This window comes from Altericroceibacterium indicum (assembly GCF_009828105.1).
Classification (GTDB): domain Bacteria; phylum Pseudomonadota; class Alphaproteobacteria; order Sphingomonadales; family Sphingomonadaceae; genus Altericroceibacterium; species Altericroceibacterium indicum.
Genome location: NZ_WTYQ01000013.1, coordinates 1 through 3,907 on the forward strand (window position 1 = coordinate 1; position 3,907 = coordinate 3,907).

Genomic DNA, 3,907 nt, shown 5'->3' on the forward strand with positions numbered 1-3,907 from the left:
TGCCAACGATGATGGCGGCACGAATACGGGCGCAGCCTATGTGATCTTTGGCGGGGCCAGTGGTTTTGGCGCGCTGGATGCTACTGGACGGCGGGTAATTGATCTCAGCACACCGCTCACTGCGACAGAGGGTTTTGCGATCCTTGGGGCTGCCGATAGTGACTATCTGGGCCTTTCTGTTTCCTTAGCCGGAGATGTGAATGCTGATGGCTATGATGATCTGATTGTCGCCGCTCCTTCCAATGATGATGGCGGAGCGGATGCCGGCGCAGCCTATGTGATCTTTGGCAAGGCCAGCGGCTTTGGCACGATTGATCTGGGTAGTGGTCTCAACGCAGCGGATGGTTTCAAAATTCTGGGTGCTGCTGATGGGGATCGACTGGGTTACTCCGTCTCCTCAGCCGGGGATGTGAATGGCGATGGGATCGATGATATACTTTTAGGCGCTTTTGCTAATGGAGGTACCGGTTCCGCCTATGTAATCTTTGGCAAGACTTCAGGCTTTGGGACAATTGACCTGGCCAACTCGCTCAGCGCAGTTCAGGGCTTCCAGATCACTGGCGATGCAAGCGGTGACCGACTGGGTTGGTCGGTTTCTTCAGCCGGGGATATCAATGGCGATGGCTATGATGATGTGATTGTCGGTGCCTATGAAGTTGATGATGGCGGTGCGGCCTATGTGATCTTCGGCAAGGCATCAGGTTTTGGCACGATTAACCTGAATACCGGTCTCAGCGCAGCAGATGGCTTCACAATCACGGGTGCTGCGGCCGGTGATAATCTGGGCTATTCTGTATCATCAGCCGGAGACGTTAACGGCGATGGCTATGATGATCTGATTGTCGGGGCGCGCTATGGCGATGATGAAGGTGACGACAATGCTGGTGCAGCCTATGTGATCTTTGGCAAGGAAACAGGCTTCGGCACGATTGCGTTGAGTGCCGATCTCAGCGCAACAGATGGTTTCACAATCATTGGCGCTGCGGCGAGTGATTATCTGGGCATTTCGGTATCGTCAGCCGGGGACATTAATGGCGATGGTTATGATGATCTGATTGTCGGTGCCAATGGCAATGAAGATGGCGGCAATAATGCCGGTTCCGCCTATGTGATTTTCGGCAAGGAAGCGGGCTATGGCACGATTGACCTTGCTAACCTCACGGCAGCGGATGGCTTTATCATCCAGGGTGATGCCATTGGAGACGAGCTTGGTGTTACGGTTTCTGCCGCTGGCGACATTGATGGCGATGGCTATGATGATCTGATTGTCGGTGCCTATAGAGGCGATGATGGCGGTGGCGATGCCGGGGAAGCCTACATCATCTACGGTAGTTCATTCTACGGCCAGCAACTTGAGCAGGTGGGGCAGGTACTGACCGGCACCAGCGGTGCGGAAATTCTGGTCGGCGGCAATGGCGTTGATATGATCAACGGCGCAGGCGGGGCGGATGTTATCCGTGCTGGTGCGGGCGATGACATTATTAGTGTGGCCAACCTCGATCTACGTTACGTGGATGGCGGCCATGGCATAGACACGCTGGTTCTTGCTGATACCGGCCTCAACCTCGATCTGCGCACGAGCTTTGCCAGTCGGTTGGATTCGATCGAGATGATCGACCTCACCGGGGCGGGTGACAATTCACTGACCATTGATGCCCAAGCGCTGTTCAATGTCAGCGGCTGGCACGCGGATGGTGAAGCCTGGATGATCGTGAAGGGCGATGTGGGTGACAATGTCTACACTGAAGGCTTCACCTTCGGCGGTACTCACGATTACCAAGGTGTGACCTACAACCTCTATGAACGCGGGCGTGCCAATCTGCTGGTTGAGCAGGATGTGCGCACCACCAATAACGCCGCAGGTAGAGCGCCGGTGGTGGACACCAGCATCCTCAAGGAACATTATGGCTTTGTCATTCAGGGCGACCTTGCAGACGACAAGGCAGGCTATTCGGTGTCCGATGCAGGAGACATCAATGGTGATGGCTATGATGATCTGATTGTCGGTGCCTATAACGGCGATGATGGCGGCGATGCTGCCGGTGAAGCCTATGTTATTTATGGCAAGGCTTCGGGCTTCGGCACGTTTGACAGCACAGGCCGGAGGGTGGTGGATCTGACCGGCCTCAGCGCATCCACGGGCTTTGTCATTCAGGGCGATGTTGCAGGCGACAGTGCAGGCTTCTCTGTATCTTCTGCAGGAGATATCAATGGCGATGGCTATGATGATCTGATTGTCGGTGCCCATAAAGGCGATGATGGCGGCGATGCTGCCGGTGCGGCCTATGTGATCTTTGGCAGTGGTGGCGTTTTTGGCACCGCTGACGGATTGGGCCGTCAGGTGATGGACACCGCCAATCTGACTGCCGCACAGGGCTTTATCATTCAGGGTGATGTGGCAGGTGATAATCTGGGCTATTCGGTCTCGTCAGCCGGGGATATCAATGGCGATGGCTATGATGATCTGATCGTCGGGGCGCGTTATGGCGATGATAGTGGTACTGATGCCGGTGAAGCCTATGTGATCTTTGGCAGCAGCGGCGTTTTTGGCACCGCTGACGGATTGGGCCGTCAAGTGATGGACACCACCAATCTGACTGCCGCACAGGGCTTTATCATTCAGGGCGCTACGGCCGGTGATCTACTGGGCTATTCGGTCTCGTCAGCCGGGGATATCAATGGCGATGGCTATGATGATCTGATCGTCGGGGCGCGTTATGGCGATGATAGTGGTGACGACAATGCGGGAGAAGCCTATGTGATCTTTGGCAGTGGTGACGGTTTTGGCACCGATGTTTCAGGCCGCCAGGTGATTGACACCACGAATCTGACTGCCGCGCAGGGCTTTATCATTCAGGGCGCTGCGGCCGATGATCAACTGGGCTATTCGGTGTCCGATGCAGGAGACATCAATGGTGATGGCTATGATGATCTGATTGTCGGGGCGCGTTATGGCGATGATAGTGGTGACGACAATGCGGGAGAAGCCTATGTAATCTTTGGCAGCAGCGGCGTTTTTGGCACCGATGTTTCAGGCCGCCAGGTGATTGACACGACAAATCTGACCGCCGCACAGGGCTTTATCATTCAGGGTGCTGCGGAGAGTGATTATCTGGGCATTTCGGTATCATCAGCCGGGGACATTAATGGCGATGGCTATGATGATCTGATCGTCGGTGCCAATGGCAATGACGAGAGTGGTAGCAATGCCGGTTCCGCCTATGTGATCTTCGGCAAGGAAGCTGGTTACGGCACGATTAATCTTGCCAACCTTACGGCAGCGGATGGCTTTATCATCCAGGGTGATGCCGCGGGAGACGAACTGGGCATTTCGGTATCGTCAGCCGGGGACATTGATGGCGATGGCTATGATGATCTGATTGTTGGGGCCTATAAAGGCGATGATGACGGCAGCGATGCCGGTGAAGCGTATATCATCTATGGCCAGGCTGATATTGGGCAGGATGTGGTGCAGGGCACTGCCGCAGACGATGCTCTGGTGGGCACGGCCAATGTGGATATTCTGATCGGTGGGCGCGGCGCGGATAGCTTTGCTGATATTGGCACGGGCGACGTGGTGCGCGGCGGCGAGGGGGATGATGTCATCACCCTGACTGCCACGGATTTTGACGATATCAACGGTGGCACTGGCATGGATACGCTGGCGCTGGCCGGAACCGGGATGGATCTCGATCTTACCACTTTCCTGCCGGGTGATCTGAAATCGATCGAAATGGTGGACCTCACCGGTACGGGGGACAACACGCTCACCATCACGGAAAAGACGCTGTTCGATGTCAGCGATTGGCGGATGGATGGTGAAGCCTGGATGATCGTGAAGGGCGATGCCGGCGATAGTGTGGTCGGCGCAGAAGGCTTCACTTTCGGCGGCACCTATGATTACGAA

Annotated in this window: 1 protein-coding gene; it reads left to right on the forward strand. The window is 55.5% G+C overall.

Annotated features, from left to right (window positions below; translation table 11 throughout):
- Positions 1–3,907 (forward strand): beta strand repeat-containing protein (locus tag GRI39_RS14320; protein ID WP_160740411.1); only part of this gene is annotated, 3,907 nt, incomplete at both ends.